Origin of the sequence: Pseudomonas viridiflava, from assembly GCF_900602065.1 — a bacterium.
GTDB lineage: Bacteria > Pseudomonadota > Gammaproteobacteria > Pseudomonadales > Pseudomonadaceae > Aquipseudomonas.
The window spans coordinates 124880-142059 of record NZ_UWFN01000200.1 but is presented as its reverse complement, the minus strand read 5'-3'; the positions used below and the strand labels follow the sequence as shown (position 1 = coordinate 142059).

Genomic DNA, 17180 nt, shown 5'->3' with positions numbered 1-17180 from the left:
ATTCCTGTAGGAGCTAGCTTGTTTGCGATGGCGCGGGGTCAAGCGATGATTTATTCGCTGATATACCGCTATCGCGAGCAAGCTCACTTCTACAGGGTCCCGGAGTGCGAAACCGTGTGGCATGAGGAACGCAGAGCGCGAACCTCACGCAGTTTTACTTCCAGAGACCAATCTTGGTCAGCACTTCCTGGAAGTTCGCCCGGGTGATCAGCGTCACGTCGTCCATCGCCGTGTATTTAGGAGGCTCTTCGCCGGTGGTGACCCATTTGTACATCTGCAGCGCAGTGTTGTAGCCCTCTTTGTCCGGGCTCGGCAGCATCGAACCGAAGAAGCCGCTTTCCTTCTTCTTCAACTCATCAATGGCATCAGTGCCGTTGATACCGATACCGATCACGTTGGCAGGCTTGAAGCCAGCGCCCGCGGTTGCTCGCACACCGCCCAGCACGGTGTTGTCGTTCATGCCGCCAATGATCAGGTTTTTCGCGGCGGAAGGCAGTTTAGGCAACGCCGAGTTGGTGGATTCCATGCTGCCAGGAACGTCGAGGGTTTTCTGGGCAGTGAAGAGGATGTGATCCTCCGGGAACCCGGCTTTTTTCAGCGCATCAACCGAACCGTCGGTACGTTTCTTACCGGTATCCAGCTCGTTGTAGGTATTGATGATCGCGTAGGTTTCTTTCCAGTCCCAGTTACGGTTCTTAGCCTCGGCGGCCATGGCCTCGCCCTGCTTCTGCCCAACTTCAAATGCAGCCATGCCCAGGTAAGGTACGTCCTCCATGAACTTGCCGCTGGCGTCGACAAACCGGTCATCCACAGCCATGACCTTCAGGCCATTGGCTTTGGCTTTGGCCACAATCGCAGGGCCAAGCGATACATCCGGTGGGCAAATGACGAAGCCTTTGGCACCGTTGGCAGCCAGGCTGTCGATAGCGGAGAGGGTTTTCTCGCCGTCGGGTACGGCAATTTTGATCACTTCAAAACCGTGGTCTTTGCCCGCTTTTTCGGCAAAGGCCCATTCAGTTTGAAACCAGGGCTCTTCAGCCTGCTTGACGAGGAAGCCGATTTTGACCTTTTCGGCGGCAGAAACTCCGCCAGCAAGGCCCAGCACGGCAGTGGCAACGGCGGCACAGCAAAGGGAACGGATCCCGTGACGACTCAACATAGCTAACTCCTTATTTTTATTGAATAGCTACAGCGTCCAGCAATGAGTTGTGTCGAAGTCATCCCGCGTCCGAAGACAACGTTGACGACATCAAAACAAGAACAAAACAGTCATATCATATTATCAATGGCTGCTATGTAACCTAGTGTCACTCACCCTGAAGCACCGACATTGGACTTGCCTTTCTGAAGCTTTTATCTGCGGCCAGCACCAGACGGCTGCCCGTTAACCGGCAAAACGTCTCGACGGCAAACCCTGGATACCGACATCCGTCGACAGCAGCGCACCGTCGAATTGACCGTGAGCATCACTCGGTTCCGCGCTGGTGACATACAGCGTGGTCATGTCCGGCCCTCCAAACACGCAACTGGTGGGATGACTGACCGGCAATTCGACGATCTGGTCAACGCTGCCATCAGGGGCAAAACGGATCAGGCAGCTACCGCCCCAGCGGGCGTTCCACAAGTAGCCATCGACGTCCATCGCCGAGCCGTCAGGCACGCCGCGCTCATGTTCGGCGGCCCAGACAGAGCGCGATCCAAGTTTTCCATCGACCAGAACCGGGTAGCGATAGATCACCCCGTCAAGGCTGTCTGCGCTGTAGAGCGCATCGCCTTCGGCATTCCACAACAGGGTGTTGACGATGCCCTGACCTTCAAGCAAAGGCGTGACGGCAGCATCGGCGTCAATTCTGAACAACCCGCCGGACCGTCGGGTGATCGGCAGATCACCGCCCTCCGCGTCGAGGTTGTTCTGCATGGTGCCCAGCCACAAACGGCCTTGGGCATCACAACGGGCTTCGTTCGCACGATTCCCGACAACCGGGTCAGCTTTGCACACCAGCGTGAGGTTTGGCGTGTAGCCAGGAGAATCCAGATCAAGGCGGTAGACGCCGCTGGCCATTGTCACCAGCGCATCGCCTCTACGGGTAGGGATGAAAGCAGAAACGGGCTCGGGCAGATGCCATTGCTGGTACTGCTCCTCGAACAGGCGGCAAGCGAGCCGGGCCGCGATGTCGACCCAGTACAGGGTCTGGGTTTCTGCGTCCCAGAACGAGCCCTCGCCCAGCATGAAACGGTGCGCTGAAACAGGCAGCCATTGCATATGAAAGTGTCCTTTTTTCTTATTTTTTTAATGTGTTTTGTAGCCAGTTCTTGTGCCGTAACAACGTTAGTCGGTCGTACCGTTTGCTGCCAAAGCCTGACGGACGAATGATTCAGCAATCACACCAGCTGCCTGTTCGATCAACGTCATACACGCCCAAACGCCTTTCGCTGCATCACGGCTCGCAATGGCGTCAGCAAGGTCCTTGTGCAAAGGCAGGGTTTTACCCAGCTCCCCCGGCACAGCCGATGACACTTCAAACGACACCGCCAGTAATGCACCCAACGCTGGCAGCATTTGCTCGATGAAGCGGTTATGGCTGGCAGCCAGGACCGCCTCATGAAAACGCCGGTCGGCCAGGTTGTAGTCGCCCATGTCTGCCACCGATGCTGCCAGAGCCAGGTAAGCCTGTTGAATTTCGAGTATCTGTTCTGCACTGGCCCGCTCGCATGCCCACCGGACGGCCATGGGTTCGATGGTCCTGCGCAGATCGAGCAAATCCTTTACAAAGTCTTCCGGCAAACCTCTACGCGCCAGCCAACCCACCACTTGCGGATCAAACAGATTCCAGCTGCGCAAAGGCATCACCCGGGTCCCCACCTTGGGTCCCACTTCGAGCAACCCCTTGGCCACCAGCGTCTTGATCGCCTCGCGGATCACCGTGCGGCTAACGCCCAACTCTTCAGCCAGCACCGCTTCAACTTTCAACACCTGACCCGGCCGCACATTGCCTGCCGCGATCCACGCCCCCAGCCAGTCGACTGTTGACGCATGAAAATTACTGCTCATGTGCTATGCCTCACCACGCGGTCATTTCCGCGATTTGAGGCTAATCATCACATGATTGGCTGTCAAACCTGCTCATGGTGCTGCCTGTAGGAGCTGCCGTAGGCTGCGATGGCTCTTTTACAGGAAAAACACCAGATCGCAGCCTTCGGCAGCTCCTACAAAATCTATACGACCATCAAATAGTATTACGATTAAATTTTCAAGCATCGTTTTATCGGCTATAAATCCTGTTAACGCCATTTCCAAGGATGAATAGTCAGACCAATAACCCGCAAATCGTAAGAACCCGGCCAGCATCGAAGGTTCGGTGCAGCCCACACCACAACAACAAAAAAGGTAAATTCGATGAAACCCTCTTCACTGCTCAGCAGTTTTGGACTGTCACTGATGATCGCCACCCTTACTGCCAATGCGGCCAGCCTCTCCAATGACCACAGCGCTTTTGGCAAAACCGCTGACGGCACCGCAGTCGAGAAGTACACCCTGCGCAACAGTCACGGCGTTGAAGCCAACATCATTACGTATGGCGCGACGCTGCAATCGCTATTGCTGCCGGACAAGAACGGCAAGGTCGAGGACGTGGTCCTGGGCTTTGATGATGTGAAGGGTTATCAGGACAACGGCACTGTGTATTTCGGCGCGACCATCGGCCGATTCGGTAATCGCCTGGCTGGCGGACAGTTCAGCCTGGATGGCAAGACGTACCAGGTGCCGCAGAACGACAAAACCAACGCACTGCACGGCGGCACGCAAGGCTTCGACAAACGCGTGTGGAAAGCCGAGCCCAGCAACGAAAGCGGCTGGGTGGGTGTCAAGCTGACGTATGTGTCACCCGACGGTGAGATGGGGTTCCCGGGAAATCTGACGACTGAAGTAACCTACAGTCTTAACGAGAAAAACGAGCTGCGCATCCAGTACAAAGCGACTACCGATAAACCCACCGTGCTCAACCTGACCAACCACAGCTACTTCAACCTGGCCGGCGCGGGTAATGGTGACGTGCTTAAACAAGTCGCCACCCTGCACGCGTCGCATTACACGCCCGTCAACGAGAAGCTGATCCCCACCGGCGATTTGCCTGCTGTCAAAGGTACGCCCATGGACTTCCTCAGCCCGACTGCCATCGGCAAGAACATCAAGGCGGATCATCAGCAGTTGAAATACGCCGAGCCTAAACAAGGTGGCTTCGATTTCAACTGGGTACTGGACACCAAAGGCGACGTCAGCAAACTCGCCGCCGAAGTCAGCGATCCGCAATCCGGACGTCGCCTGCAGTTGTTCACCAGCGAGCCCGGCGTGCAGCTCTATACCGGCAACTTCCTCGACGGCAGCATTCATGGCAAAGGTGGGAAGGTCTACCCGCACTGGGGTGCCTTTACCCTGGAAACCCAACACTATCCTGATGCGCCGAACCAGCCGAAATTCCAGAGCACACGACTGGATCCGGGCAAGACCTATACCCAGACGACGGTGTTTAAATTCTCGGAACACTAAACCCGGCGACCCTGGACTGTAGGAGCTGCCGAAGGCTGCAATAGCGGTGTGTCAGTATGAATGCTTCGCAGCCTACGGCAGCTCCTACAGATCGTGCATATCCATTCTGCGGACTGCATTCGGTTCTATAAACGCCCCTCAGCCTTACTTACCCCGCATCGCCGCCACCAACTGGTCAACGTTGTAGCGGAACATCTGCACATAGCTGGCCGCTGGCCCATCGGCTGGCGACAGCGCTTCAACGTAAAGTTCACCACCGGGCTTGGCGCCGCTGGCATCGGCGATTTGTTTGACCAGTCGCGGATCACCCGAGTTTTCGAAGAAGTAAGCGCTGACATGCTCAGCCTTGATCTGCCGGATCAGCTTGCCCACATCTGCCGCCGAGGCTTCGGACTCAGTGGAGAAACCCAGCGGCGACAGGAAGGTCACGCCATAAGCATCGCCAAAATAACCAAAGGCATCATGGGAGGTCAGCACCTTGCGTTGCGCAACGGGGATTGACTGGATCTGCGTCCGGGCATAGCTGTCCAGCGCTTGAAGCTGCTCGGTGTAGCGCTCGCCATTGGCCTGATAGACAGCGGCGCCTGCTGGATCGGCTTTCTGCAATGCTGCAACGATGTTACGCACGTAGATCACCGCATTGGCAGCACTGTTCCAGGCATGTGGGTCGGTGATGCGTTGGCCGTCCTCTTCCATGCTGCGGGTCTTGATCCCGTTCGACAGCACCACCGGCTCCCCCTTGTAACCCGAGGCCTTGATCAAGCGATCCATCCAGCCTTCCAGATGCAAGCCGCTGACGAACGCCACATCCGCTTTCTTCAATGCCTGGGCGTCGGCCGGGCTGGGTTCGTAGACATGCGGGTCGCCGTTGGGTCCGATCAGCGACGTGACATGCACGCGGTCGCCGCCGACGTTCTGCACCATATCGGCAATGACCGTGAATGATGCGACGGTTTCCAGAGGCTTGGCCTGGGCCAGGACGCTAACAGCGGACAGCACAAGGGCTGCCATTGAACCCCACAGCATTGATCGTTTCATGACATTCCTCTTGAATAAGTGCGTGAATCAGTTGGCCAGATGAGATTGGGGAAGCAGACCGCGCAAGATGCCTGTGCGGCCGAACAACAGAGAAAAGCCATAGAAAGCGCTGGCAGTCAGGACGATCGCAGGGCCCGAGGCAACGCCCATGTGGTAGGAAATGATCAGCCCGATCAGGCCTGACAATGTCGCGACCAAGGTCGAGATCGCCACCAGCGCGCTTAATGACGTAGCCCAGAAGCGTGCCGCCGTGGCAGGCAACATCATCATGCCGACCGCCATCAAGGTGCCCAGTGCCTGGAAGCCCGCCACCAGATTGAGCACCACCAATAGCAGGAAAAGTACGTGATACAGCGAGCCTCGCCCGCCGACGGCACGCAGGAATCCAGGGTCAAAACACTCCAGAACCAGCGGCCGGTAAATCAGTGCGAGCAGGATCACGGTGAAAGAAGCGATACCGCCCACCATGTAAATCGCGCTGGCGTCGATGGCGAGAATGGTGCCAAACAGCACATGCAACAGATCGACGTTGGAGCCGTGCAACGAAACGATCATGACCCCGGCCGCCAGCGAGGTCAGGTAGAAGCTGGCGAAGCTGGCATCTTCACGCAGGGCGGTCAGGCGACTGACCAGCCCGGACAACAGCGCGACTGCCAACCCGGCAATCAACCCACCGACGCCCATGGCAGGCAATGACAAACCGAAAAACAGAAAACCCAATGCAGCCCCCGGCAATACCGCGTGGCTCATCGCATCGCCGACCAGGCTCATGCGTCGCAGCATCAACAGCACGCCCACCGGCCCGGAGCCAATCCCCAGCGCCAGACACGCCACCAAGGCACGGCGCATGAAGCCGAACTCGACGAAGGGTTCGATCAGTAAGGTGTAAAGGGTCATGATGGCTCCCTCAGAATCCAGACGCGGGCCCCGACTGGAATCCTGCTTTCTGTAGGAGTGAGCTTGCTCACGATGCGGCATACCGGCCGAAAAGTGATTGCCTGACCTGACGCCATCGCGAGCAAGCTCACTCCTACAGGACATTGCACGCTGGGAGAAATCATAGAGTTTCCACCCCACACAACTCCGCATCTGCGCTCCAGAACTCAGCCATATTGCGTGCCTTGCGCAGGTTTTCAACGTTCAGAACGTCTGCAGTCGCGCCCCAGGCAATGGCTTCCCTCGCCATTAGCAGGGTTTGCGGAAAATGCTGGCGCACCTGATCAATGTCGTGCAGCACGGCAATGACGGTTCTGCCCTGCCCGTGCCAGACCCGCACCAGCTCCAGAAGGTCGCGGGTGGTGCGCGCATCGATGGCAGTGAAGGGCTCATCGAGCAAAATCACAGCGGCATCCTGAAGCAGCAATCGGGCGAACAGCACACGCTGAAACTGCCCGGAAGACAGTGATCCAATGCTGCGCGACTCAAAACCCTCCAGCCCGACCGCCTGCAATGACTCTTGCGTGCGCCTGGCGAGGTCTCGGGTCAAGCCACGAAACGCACCCATGCTGCGCCACGCCCCCATCGCCACGGTGTCGGCGACACTGAGTGGAAAGCTGCGATCAATTTCTGCAGCCTGAGGCAAATAACCAAGGGTTTTGGTGGCGAGGTTGCCGCGATCGACCCGCCCGGCAGCAGGCTTCATGGTCCCGGCAATCGCTTTGATCAGCGTCGATTTGCCAGCGCCGTTAGGCCCGACAATGGCGGTCAGGCTCCCGGCTTCAAAGCAACCATTGAGATGATGAACCGCAGCCCGGCGTTCGTAGGCAACGGTGAGATCTTTCAGAGAGATGGCGGCGCTCATGGAATGGCCACCGCCCAGATGATTGCCAACCACAGCAAAACCAACATGCTCAAGGCAAGCAAAACTCTCTTCCATGCCGACTGGGCGAGAACCGAACCGGCGATGGAAGGAATGCGGGGTGTTTTCATGAATCAGTAACCTGCAACTATTTGTTACAGTATTACATAGCCAGAAAACTAAGTGTTATAAAATAACAAATCACTCGATCAAACGTTGATAGCGTCGAATCCCCGCTGCAAATCCTCAATCAGGGCAGTCACATTCTCCAGGCCGATATGCAGGCGTAATACCGGGTTAAGCGCCCTGTCAGCGGGGTTATTGCGATCACTCACATCCGCCACGGTGATCAGGCTTTCATAACCGCCCCACGAGGCACCCAGCCCGAACAAACGCAGTGCACCGATGAACTGCTCAAGCTGAGCAGGATCATCATTGGCCAGTTCGAACGACAACAGGCCATTGCTGCCGCTGAAATCGCGCTTGAACAGATCGTGATCCGGATGCTCAGGCAGGGCCGGGTGGAAAACCCGCTGGACCAACGGCTGCGCCTGCAACCAGTGAGCAACTTGCAGTGCCTGACGCTCGTGAACATCCAGCCGCGAAGCCAGTGTTCGCGCCCCGCGCAGAACCAGATAGGCATCATCCGGGCTGACAGTATTGCCGAACGTTTCGCTCATTCGTCCAAGTGCGGGCCACACGTCTTTGCCGGTACAGACGCTGCCCATCATCACGTCGCTGTGACCACTGATGTACTTGGTCAAGGCCATGATCGAGATATCCGCCCCCAGCGTCAGCGGTCGATACAGATAACCAGAACCCCAGGTGTTATCGACAGCGAGCAAGATTCCGCGTGGTTTGCACAACGCAGCAATCGCTGGCAGGTCGCACAATTCATAAAGCAGCGAGCCCGGCACTTCGGCGTAGACCATTTTGGTGTTGGCTTGCAACAGCGCTTCCAGACCGCGGCCATCGGCCGGGAAGTAACCGACTTCGATACCGAACGGCACAAGGTACTCCGAAGCAATCCTTCGCACCGGGCCATAGACCGCATCGGTGAGCAACACATGATCACCGGGGCGTAGATACGCCAGAAAGGTTTGTGCAGTCGCCGCCAGCCCCGTGGAAAACAGCTTGGTGCGATGCCCTCCTTCCAGTTCGGTGACCAGATCCTCCAGCGCAAATGCCGTGGGGTTGCCTCGCGCGCCGTAGCTCAAGACCCGTTCAGTGTCCCGACGCTTACGGATATCGCGCATCTCGCTGAGGCTGTCGAACAGCACAGTGCTCAAACGCGTCACTGGCACATTCACTGCGCGCCCGCCGCCGCCCTTCTCAGTGCGTGCGGCGTGAATCAACCGCGTACGCACATCAGAGGCAGCCGACGGGCGCTCAGGCTTTTTTCCGTGCAAAGGCTTAAGGCTGTTGATTTCCTGTTCAGTCATTTGCGCCAGCAAGCCGATTTCCCACGCCAGGTACTGACGCGCCGCGTCCTTGTTGCCCGAATGCCGATCATGGGTGAAAAACAGGAAGTCGATACACTGCGCGTCTTCCAGGCTTGTGGCATCGTCCACCAGTGGCAAACCCGCCGCCTGCCAGCCCTCAATCCCGCCCTCCAGCAGACGTGCCTGCGCCTGCTGCGCTCCAGGTAATTCCTGAACAGCGAGTTGCGCCACTTCCAGACTGTCCGCCAGCAACACCAGCGGCCGTGTTTCATTGGCAACGGCGGCCGCTATCAATGGGCGAATCGACCAGCGCGAGCCGTGAATATGTGCCTTGCGAAAGAGCGTGCTCGGCCGCAGATCAATCAGCGCCACGGCGTCGTCTTTCAAGGCGTCGGCGACTGCCAGTGCGCTGATGGTCGGTAATTGTGCGGTGCTCAGCAAAGGTGACGCTGGCAACGCCAGATCACTGTTGACGCCATCCTCCAGCACATAAGCCTGATGCCCCAACTGACGTAGCCAGCTGGCAACGATCGGGGCACGAATGCCGTCGGAATCTATCAACACGATGCGCGCATGTCGCACACCGATGTACAGGTCGGTGGACTGAATCAACTGCCCGCCCGGTGTATGTTGTGCGCCGGGCAAGGTCGCTGCGGCAAACTCTTCAGCCGTGCGCACGTCACACAGGAACAGACTGCGGCTCTGATCTTCGGCCCATTTGGTCACTTGTGCAGTGCTGACTGTTTCGATACCGGACTTTTGCGCCAGGGTTCTGGCAGCTTCGCGCTGTTTAGCCAGGGCATCCGCAGACACCTGGTCCGGATAACGTCGGGTGCTGCCATGCTCCAGTTGCAGATCTGCGAGATACCAGCCTTGTGTGCCATTTTCCAGCGCATAAACCGGGTTCTTCACGCCTAGATCGATCAGCGTTTGTGCGCCAATAATGCTCCGGGTGCGCCCGGCGCAATTCACCACAATCGGCGTGGTTTCATCGTTGACCAAGGCAGGTAGTCGATAACCCAGTTCGCCATTGGGGCAGCAGATGGAACCGGGAATGGTCATCTTGCGGTACTCATCGAACGGCCTGCCGTCGAGCACCAGCAACGGCTCGCCACGAGCCTGCCATTGCGCCAGTTCGTCAGCAGTAATGTGTGGCGTGTGGCTAACCTCCTCCACCCGTTCGCCAAATGCCTTGGAGGGCACATGCACACCGGCAAACAGTTGCAGACCTGCAGCCTGCCAGCCATCGGCACCGTATTGCAGGATATGCACCTGCTGGTAACCCAGCGCTTCAAGACGTGAAGCGGCACGCGGGGCAACGTCAGTGCCGTTCTGATCATAGATCACCAGACGCACCGCAGGATTGGGAGCCAGGCGAGGCGCTTCAATTTCCAGACGGCTGTATGGGAGGTTCTGGCCGTGAAACAAGTGCGCCTCGCCATACTGGCCGTGCTCACGCACATCAAACAGGGCAAGTTCCTGCCCGTCGAAAAGCCACTGTTGCAGTTGCGCTGGAGTGATGGTTTGGCTCATGGAATCTCACAAATTGTTGTATTGATGCAGGACCTGTGGGAGCGGTGCTTGCCCGCGATACATGAGACGTGGATATTGGTCACACAGCGTCATTATTTATCGCACACACCAACTGCCGGTTAACCAACTACCCCAGCCCTGCCACAGGCACGCAGAGGGAGCACATCAATCATGCATAAGCCTTGATCGAGGGTTCCATCTGCGACGCGTTGTAATTCAAGACGCGGCCTTCCTCGTTGACACCAAACCGCCCGTTCAAAGATTCCAGAGGACGACCGTACAAGTGGAAATGCAGCGTCGGTGTATCACCCTCAACCCGGATGCCGTGCAGGTCTTCGCCCAAAAAACCAATCGGCGTGCCGGGCTGCACCACGACCTCTTTGTCCAGCTCAAGTCTGGCGTACTCAGGGTTGCTGCCGTCGTCGGTACGTGCCCAGACGTAATTGATTTCCTGCCCTTGTACGGCAACGATCACCGCCCAGGTCTCATGGTTATGAGGCAAGGTTTTTTTGCCCGGCAACAGCGAGTTCATGTAAAGCGTTGGCGTGTTGCCATCGTCGTTCAGGCGATAGCGAAAAGCCGTCGAACCAGCCCCGGGGACCGGCGAGGGAAAGGTGTCGAAATTAAACAGGTCATGGCGAGTGGCAAGACCTTCAAGCAGCGTGATGATTTCCTGCAACGCCGCACGGTCGACGCCGCGGTCGTTGATTACACGCACTTGCTGCAAAAGGTTTTCGATGGCTTCGGCACGGTTTTCGATAGTCATAAATACTCCTGGATAATCGTTGCAGTCGGTTGTTGTGGAACTGCACGCAGGTAACGCCCGCTGCGCGGGTCTTTTGAATGTCTCCTGTAGGAGCTGCCGCAGGCTGCGATTTGCATCATCTGACACACCGCGAATTCGCAGCCTTCGGCAGCTCCTACAGGACCAATATCAAACAGAAATGCTGTACCGGCCCAGATTGCTCAACACATACGGATCATTGTGTGCCGCCGGACGGCGACCTGAATCCCCCAGCGCGTGACGCAGGAACTCGCGGGTGCGCTCGCTGATCGGCCGCTGGAAAATCTGCTCGGCGCTGCCGTGTTCGACGATCAAACCGTTCTCGGTGAAATACACCACATCGCTGATTTCTTCGGCGAAACGCATTTCGTGGGTGACCAGCACACAGGTCATGCCCTCCTCCGTCAGCTCACGGATCACGGTCAGCACCTCGCCGACCGTTTCCGGGTCCAGCGCGGAAGTCACTTCGTCAAACAGGATCAGCTCAGGCCGCATGGCCAACGCCCGGGCAATCGCCACACGCTGTTGCTGACCACCGGACAACTGACCAGGATAGGCATCCGCCTTGTGTTCCATGCGGACCTTGGCCAGCAGTGCCCGGGCTTGCTGCTCGGCTTCGGCCCGGCTGATACCCAGCACCTTGCGTGGCGCAATCACCAGGTTCTCGAGTACCGACAAATGCGGGAACAGGTTGTATTGCTGAAACACGAAACCAACCCGTTTACGCAGTTCGATACGGTCGGCTTCGGTGGCCAGCGTGTTGACCTCAGTGGCACCGACCTGAATGGTGCCGCGCTGGGTCTGCAGCAAACCGGTAATGCAACGCAGGATGGTTGATTTCCCCGAACCTGAAGGTCCGATGATCGACACCGCCTGGCCGCGTTGCACCTCAAGATCAATCCCCTTGAGTACATGGTTGGAGCCGAATGACAAATGCAGGTCGCGCAGACTTACCAGTGGCTGGGAGGCTTTATCAATAGAAGGCATAACGGCGCTCCAGACGTTGAGTCAAACGGGAAATCGGATAGCAGTAGGCGAAAAACAGCGCCAACAGGCTCATGTAGATCAGCACGGTGAAGCCGGTCTGGTTCACCGTGTTACTGGCGATCTGCGCGGTGTCGATCACGTCATGCACGCCGACCAGAGAGGCCAGCGCTGTGCCCATGGTGATCACCGCATAAAGGTTCATCCAGGGCGGCAACATGCGCTTGAAACACTGCGGCAGAATGATCGACGTGAAGATCTGCCAGCGGGTAAACGCCAGCGAACGTGCGGCTTCCCATTGGGTACTGGGGATCGAGCCAATCGCACCACGGAAGATCTCCGCAACGTTGGCACTCGCCGGCAATGCAAGGCCAATAGTGACCTTGACCCAGTCGGGAAACGACACGTAAGAGTTACCGATGTGAATCTCGAACGGGAACACATACGTCGTGAAGTAGATCAGCACCAGCCACGGCGCATTACGGAAGACCTGCACCCAGATCCGGGCAGGCAGGCGCAATATCCAGGCGGGCGACAAGGCCAGCGCACCAATCAACAGACCTGCCAGCGTGCCCAGACCGATCGCAACAAGGCTGATCAGGATGTTTTGCCCGAACCCCTTGGCCAGAGCTGGCGACCATTGCACCAGCGCCATGAACACCGGGCTTTGCGGAGCAGCGAAGATCAGCCAGGCAACTGCCGCAACGAGCAGCGCCAGCTTGCCGATGTGGCGGCGCGGCCAGGCCAGCGGCACAGCCACAGTGGAAGAATCAGTGGCCATAACCAGGCATCCTCAGGCGCGCTTCGAGGGCGCGACCTACACAGTTGACGAAGAAGCTCAGCAAGCCGAAGAACGACAGAATCAGAATCATCAGCTCCAGCACGTTATCGCTCTGGGTCCAGATCATGATCGCCGCGTAAGTGATGTCGCCAACCGCAATGGCAGATGCCACTGCCGTCATTTTCACCAGATCGATCAGGTTGTTGATCAGGGACGGCAAGGCGAACCGCAGGGCCAGCGGCAGTTGTACATTCCACAACAACTGACGGCTGCTGAACGCCAGCGAGCTGGCAGCCTCCATGGTCACCGATGGCACGGCCTCGATACCGGCGCGTAACGCCTCGGCATGAAACGCGCCCTTGTGCAGGGAAATCACGATCACCACCCAGGCAAACGGTGTCAGCGGGTTGGCCGCGCCAACAGCCTGGGTCAGCAACATGTTCAACACCAGAAACGCGCAATACAGCTGAACCAGTGTTGGCGTGTTGCGGGTGACCTCAATGAATATCCGCGCCGGGGTTGCCAGATACGTTTTGCCCGACGTCAGCATTGCCGCCAGCACAACCCCTACCAGCAAGCTGCCGACGATGGTGAAAGCGCACAACAGCATGGTAGTCAGCGCACCGTCCACCATGGAGCCGCGTTGATAGGCATCCAGCAGAAAGTTGTAATTGAGTCCGAACCCTGCGGTCCAGTGGACGAATAATTCGAGCCAATGACTCATGCATGCACCTCGCTGTGCAAACGCGCGCAGGCCGCGGCGATGCGTCGTCCGGCTTCGGCAACGCTAGTCGTTGCAGTGGCAATCGACAGGCGGAACCAGGGCGACAGGCCGTAAGCACTGCCCGCGACGCCTGCGACACCTGACTCCAGCAACCAGTCGACCACATCGGCGTCGCTGTCAATACGCTGGCCGTCCGGACGATAACGACCGAGTAAACCGGCGCAGCGGACAAACACAAAGAATCCGCCTAGAGGCTCCAGAACCTGCAGCCCGTCCACCTCGCGCAATGCCGCTACCAGCACATCACGGCGCTGGTGATACGCCGCAACCTGCTCTGGCAGGAAACCCAAACCGCCTTCAAATGCGGCCAGCGCTGCCGCCTGCCCGACTGACGATGCGCCAGAAGTGGATTGCGATTGCACCACCGTCATGGCGGTGGTCAGCTCTTGCGGGCCAGCACCAAAGCCGATGCGCCAGCCGGTCATGGCGTAAGTCTTGGAGACTCCGCCCACCAACAGGCAGCGCGATTGCAGATCCGGGGCGACGTTGAGCAGGTTCAACGCCTGACAACCATCAAAGCGAATGTGCTCGTACAACTCGTCCAGCAGGACCAGGACCTGCGGATGACGTCGAAGCACGTCAGCCAATGCCTGTAATTCGGCTTCGCTGTAGATCGCGCCGCTCGGGTTGCCGGGGCCGTTGAGAATCAGCCAGCGGGTGCGCTCGGTGATGTGGCTTTCCAGCTGGCTCGGCGTCAGCTTGCAGCCCTGTTCCAGCGGGCACTCGATAAACACCGGTTCGCCACCGCTAAAGCGCACGCTGTCCGGGAACGACGGCCAGTACGGCACTGGCACAAGGACTTCGTCACCGTCATCCAGAGTGGCAGCAAAGGCGTTATAAATAATCTGTTTGGCACCGTTGGCAATCACGATGGAGGGCAACGGATATTCCAGCGCATTTTCCCGCTTGAGCTTACGCTGCACGGCATCCCGCAGAGCTTTCACGCCGGGGGTGGCGGTGTACTTGGTATCGCCCGCTGCAATGGCGGCATAGGCGGCCTGCTTGATGTGTTCCGGCGTATCGAAATCCGGCTCACCGGTGGTCAGGTCGAGGATATCGACCCCCGCCTCGCGCAAAGCGGTGACTCGTGATTTGGCTGCGGCATTGGCCGACAGCGTGACGCGCTGTACGCGTTTTGACAGACGCACACTCATGGCGCTTCTCCCTGTTCGCCAACCACCAGGACTTTGCCGGGGTTGAGCAGGTTTTTCGGGTCCAGCGCCCGCTTGATGCGACGCATCAGGTCCAGTTCTACCGGGCTTTTGTAGCGCGACAGCATGTCCAGCTTGCGCTGGCCGATGCCGTGTTCAGCGCTGATCGAGCCGCCATGAGCATGGGCACTGTCGTGCACCAGCAGGCTCAGGGCAGCGTAATTGGCCATATGCGCTTCAGCCGTCGAATCCAGCGGGTGGGCGACGTTGTAATGCAGGTTGCCGTCGCCCAGATGACCGAAGGTGAAGTTGCGTACGCCAGGGAAATGCGCCTGTAGCAAGGCGTCGGTGTAAGTAACGAACTCCACCACCCGGGAAATCGGCACGGAGATGTCGTGCTTCATGTTGCGACCGGCGCGTTTCTGCGCGTCACTCATGTTCTCGCGCAGTAACCACAGGGCTTCACTCTGGGCGAGGCTTTCGGCAATCAAAGCATCAGCCAGTAATTCGCTTTCGAATGCAGCGCCCAACACCTCTTCAAACGATTGCCGGGCGTGGCTTTCGCTGTGGTTATCAGAGAGTTCCAACAGTGCAAACCAGGGTTGCGCTGCCTTGGAAAATGGCTGCGGACCGTCCGGAAACTGTTCGCGCAGCAACGCCAGACAATCAGCCGTCAGCAACTCGAATGCCGTCAGGCTTGCGCCAAATCCAGCGCGGGCATGCGACAGAAAACCCACCGCTTGCGCCAATGAGTCGAACGCCAGAAACGCCGTTGCCTGAGCCTTCGGCAGCGGGAACAGTTTCAACGTAGCGGCAGTGATGATGCCCAGCGTACCTTCACTGCCAATGTATAAATCCCTGAGGTCGTAACCGGTGTTGTCCTTACGCAAACCGCGCAGGCCATGCCAGATTTCGCCCTCGGCAGTCACCACTTCCAGCCCCAGCGTCAACTCACGGGTGTTGCCATAACGCAGTACGGCAGTACCGCCCGCGTTGGTGCCCAGGTTGCCGCCGATGGTGCAACTGCCCTCCGCGCCCAGGCTGAGCGGGAACAGACGCCCGGCTTCACGCGCCACCTCTTGCAGGTTTTGCAGGATGCAGCCGGCCTCGACGGTAAACGTATCGTTATCGGTGTCCACTGCGCGCACGCGGTTCAGTCGATCCAGCAATACCAGCACGGCGGTGCCGCTGGCATCGGGTGTCGCGCCGCCCATCAAACCGGTGTTGCCCCCCTGCACCACGACGGGTGAGTCATGAGCAACACACAAGCGGACAACGGCTGCGACCTGTTCGGTATCAGCCGGGCGGACTATCGCCACCACCCGGCCAACGTAACGGCCTTGCTTGTCGGTCAATTGCGCGGCGGTCTCATCACCGCTCTGCACATGACCGACACCCAGCAGTTGCTGTAACGCCTGGAACAGGGCTGCACTCATTGACTGACGGCCAACGGCGCGGCGTTACGGAATTTTTCATGCAGGTCACGCAAGGCTTGAGACGGTGCCATGCCGGTGCGTTCGCCTACCTCGATCAACCAGCCGCTGCGATGCCAGTCGCGCACAATGGCGTCGAGCCTGGCTTGCACATCATGTTCGCCCTTGCGAATCCAGATCACCGAATTGGACGGGATCAGATCGTTCGGCAATGGAATCGCATAGTCAGCCCACTCGGCGTCGCTGAGCAGCGCGTGCATGGTCGGGCTGACATGTACCGCCGCCACGCAACCGTTGCCACGCAGGGACAACAGCGATTCGGACTGGCTGCGGAACGCCTTGATCTGCGCGCCGTAGGTTTCCTGCAATGGCTTGATAAAGTTGCTGCCTTGGGACACGCACACCGGCTTGCCCTTGAGGTCTTCCCACGTGCTGATCCCGGCGCCTTTGCGAATCAGTGCAGCACCGCCGACTTCTTCATAGGGGGTCGGCACGTAATCGAGAATTTCGGCGCGCTCGTCGGTGTACTGCATGTTGGCGATCAACAGATCAACCTTGCCCTGCTGCAGGAACTGCACGCGATTGGGCGCCAGCACCGAGACCGTCTCCAGCTCGACGCCCAATTGTTTGGCAATGCCTTTGGCCAGCTCGACGTTGTAGCCCAGATGCTCGCCGGTCTTCGGATCGATGGTGCCAAATGGCGGCCCGCTGAGAATCACACCGATGCTGATCTTGTGGCGCTGCTGGATCTTGTCGAGCGTCGCGTCAGCGTGAGCCAGCCCGGCGCAGAGCATCAGCCCGAGTGCTGTCAGGGTTTTACGGGTGAAGAAGGTGTTCATGGAAAGTCCTTACCGACAGAATAATGCCTCTGTAGGAGCTGCCGAAGGCTGCGAAGGGGTTGCACCA

17 protein-coding genes are annotated in these 17180 nt (G+C 58.4%); 1 reads left to right on the top strand and 16 read right to left on the bottom strand.

Annotation, left to right across the window (positions count from 1 at the left end; translation table 11 throughout):
- Nucleotides 1-154: 154 nt before the first annotated feature.
- The 4 genes from EE949_RS11190 to EE949_RS29445 form a co-directional block, all read right to left on the bottom strand.
- A complete protein-coding gene (locus tag EE949_RS11190) occupies nt 155-1159 on the bottom strand; it encodes a substrate-binding domain-containing protein (RefSeq protein ID WP_122664337.1) in 1005 nt (334 codons plus the stop codon).
- 225 nt (nt 1160-1384) lie between these two features.
- Entirely contained in the window at nt 1385-2263 is an 879-nt protein-coding gene (locus EE949_RS11185) for an SMP-30/gluconolactonase/LRE family protein (RefSeq protein ID WP_122664336.1), read from the bottom strand.
- 66 nt (nt 2264-2329) lie between these two features.
- A complete protein-coding gene (locus EE949_RS11180) occupies nt 2330-3052 on the bottom strand; it encodes a FadR/GntR family transcriptional regulator (protein WP_122664335.1) in 723 nt (240 codons plus the stop codon).
- A 117-nt stretch (nt 3053-3169) separates the two neighbouring features.
- Nucleotides 3170-3349 carry a hypothetical protein gene (locus EE949_RS29445; protein WP_162874600.1) on the bottom strand — a complete coding sequence of 60 codons (180 nt, stop codon included), beginning with the start codon at nt 3347-3349 and terminating at the stop codon, nt 3170-3172.
- A 48-nt stretch (nt 3350-3397) separates the two neighbouring features.
- On the opposite strand from EE949_RS29445, the gene EE949_RS11175 reads away from it, so the two are divergent.
- Nucleotides 3398-4546, top strand: a complete 1149-nt coding sequence (locus EE949_RS11175) for an aldose epimerase family protein (RefSeq protein WP_122664334.1) — start codon at nt 3398-3400, stop codon at nt 4544-4546.
- 144 nt (nt 4547-4690) lie between these two features.
- Here the strand turns inward: EE949_RS11175 and EE949_RS11170 are convergent, their stop codons facing one another.
- The 12 genes from EE949_RS11170 to EE949_RS11120 form a co-directional block, all read right to left on the bottom strand.
- The gene (locus EE949_RS11170) at nt 4691-5584 is read right to left on the bottom strand and encodes a metal ABC transporter substrate-binding protein (RefSeq protein WP_122664333.1); all 894 of its coding nucleotides are present in this window, start codon (nt 5582-5584) and stop codon (nt 4691-4693) included.
- A 27-nt stretch (nt 5585-5611) separates the two neighbouring features.
- Nucleotides 5612-6481 (bottom strand): metal ABC transporter permease, encoded by an 870-nt coding sequence (locus EE949_RS11165; protein ID WP_122664332.1) that lies wholly within the window; start codon nt 6479-6481, stop codon nt 5612-5614.
- Between the two features lie 160 nt (nt 6482-6641).
- A complete protein-coding gene (locus tag EE949_RS11160) occupies nt 6642-7385 on the bottom strand; it encodes a metal ABC transporter ATP-binding protein (protein WP_122664331.1) in 744 nt (247 codons plus the stop codon).
- Nucleotides 7382-7513 carry a hypothetical protein gene (locus EE949_RS29965; protein ID WP_275899030.1) on the bottom strand — a complete coding sequence of 44 codons (132 nt, stop codon included), beginning with the start codon at nt 7511-7513 and terminating at the stop codon, nt 7382-7384. Before EE949_RS29965 ends, EE949_RS11160 begins: the two co-directional genes overlap by 4 nt.
- 78 nt (nt 7514-7591) lie before the next feature.
- Nucleotides 7592-10357, bottom strand: coding sequence for a cystathionine beta-lyase (metC, locus tag EE949_RS11155; protein WP_122664330.1), 2766 nt, complete (start codon nt 10355-10357; stop codon nt 7592-7594).
- 169 nt (nt 10358-10526) lie between these two features.
- Nucleotides 10527-11123 carry a cysteine dioxygenase family protein gene (locus EE949_RS11150; RefSeq protein ID WP_122664329.1) on the bottom strand — a complete coding sequence of 199 codons (597 nt, stop codon included), beginning with the start codon at nt 11121-11123 and terminating at the stop codon, nt 10527-10529.
- A gap of 168 nt (nt 11124-11291) precedes the next feature.
- On the bottom strand, nt 11292-12128 hold the full coding sequence (locus EE949_RS11145; protein ID WP_122664328.1) for an amino acid ABC transporter ATP-binding protein: 837 nt from the start codon (nt 12126-12128) through the stop codon (nt 11292-11294).
- Complete coding sequence (locus tag EE949_RS11140) at nt 12115-12906, bottom strand: amino acid ABC transporter permease (protein WP_122664327.1); 792 nt, start codon at nt 12904-12906, stop codon at nt 12115-12117. The genes EE949_RS11145 and EE949_RS11140 overlap by 14 nt, the downstream gene beginning before the upstream one ends.
- Entirely contained in the window at nt 12896-13630 is a 735-nt protein-coding gene (locus tag EE949_RS11135) for an amino acid ABC transporter permease (protein ID WP_122664326.1), read from the bottom strand. Before EE949_RS11135 ends, EE949_RS11140 begins: the two co-directional genes overlap by 11 nt.
- Entirely contained in the window at nt 13627-14844 is a 1218-nt protein-coding gene (locus EE949_RS11130; RefSeq protein ID WP_122664325.1) for an aminotransferase class I/II-fold pyridoxal phosphate-dependent enzyme, read from the bottom strand. Before EE949_RS11130 ends, EE949_RS11135 begins: the two co-directional genes overlap by 4 nt.
- Nucleotides 14841-16277, bottom strand: coding sequence for an FAD-binding oxidoreductase (locus EE949_RS11125; protein ID WP_122664324.1), 1437 nt, complete (start codon nt 16275-16277; stop codon nt 14841-14843). Before EE949_RS11125 ends, EE949_RS11130 begins: the two co-directional genes overlap by 4 nt.
- Nucleotides 16274-17113 carry a transporter substrate-binding domain-containing protein gene (locus EE949_RS11120; protein ID WP_122664323.1) on the bottom strand — a complete coding sequence of 280 codons (840 nt, stop codon included), beginning with the start codon at nt 17111-17113 and terminating at the stop codon, nt 16274-16276. Before EE949_RS11120 ends, EE949_RS11125 begins: the two co-directional genes overlap by 4 nt.
- Nucleotides 17114-17180: the final 67 nt, after the last annotated feature.